The organism is Bradyrhizobium sp. NBAIM08 (assembly GCF_020193935.1).
GTDB classification, from domain to species: Bacteria; Pseudomonadota; Alphaproteobacteria; order Rhizobiales; family Xanthobacteraceae; genus Bradyrhizobium; species Bradyrhizobium yuanmingense.
The window spans coordinates 1-421 of sequence record NZ_JADYVR010000693.1 but is presented as its reverse complement, the minus strand read 5'-3'; the positions used below and the strand labels follow the sequence as shown (position 1 = coordinate 421).

The following is a 421-nucleotide window of genomic DNA, read 5'->3' as shown; positions in this document are numbered from 1 at the left end:
CCCGTTCAACGTCGTGACGGTCATCGTCGACGCCACGTTCGGGCACCGCATCAGCCCCAAAGAGAAGCGCTGGTATGAAGAAGCCATCTCGTCCAACGGCATGATCACGCCGCCCGCGGGTGCGATCGGCCGCGGTGATGCGTTCATCCTCGAGGTGGCACGACGGGCCGATGCCGTCGTGTTGTCGAACGACTCTTTCCAAGAGTTCCACGGTGCCCACCCGTGGCTCTTCGAGGAGGGTCGACTCTTCGGCGGAAAGCCAATTCCCCACGTCGGATGGGTATTCGTGCCTCGTGCTCCGGTGCGAGGAGCCACGAGCCGGCGGGCGGTGCGCACGGCCAAAGAGCGCGACACCGAGACGGTTTCCGACACGCGCGCGCCCGCGGCCAAGCCCGAAAGCCCGCCGCGCACCACCACTACC

At 66.5% G+C, this 421-nt stretch carries 1 protein-coding gene; it reads left to right on the top strand.

Annotation, left to right across the window (positions count from 1 at the left end; all coding sequences use genetic code 11):
- The coding region (locus I6F37_RS41600; protein WP_225154613.1) for a hypothetical protein at window positions 1-421 on the top strand (421 nt) is incomplete at both ends.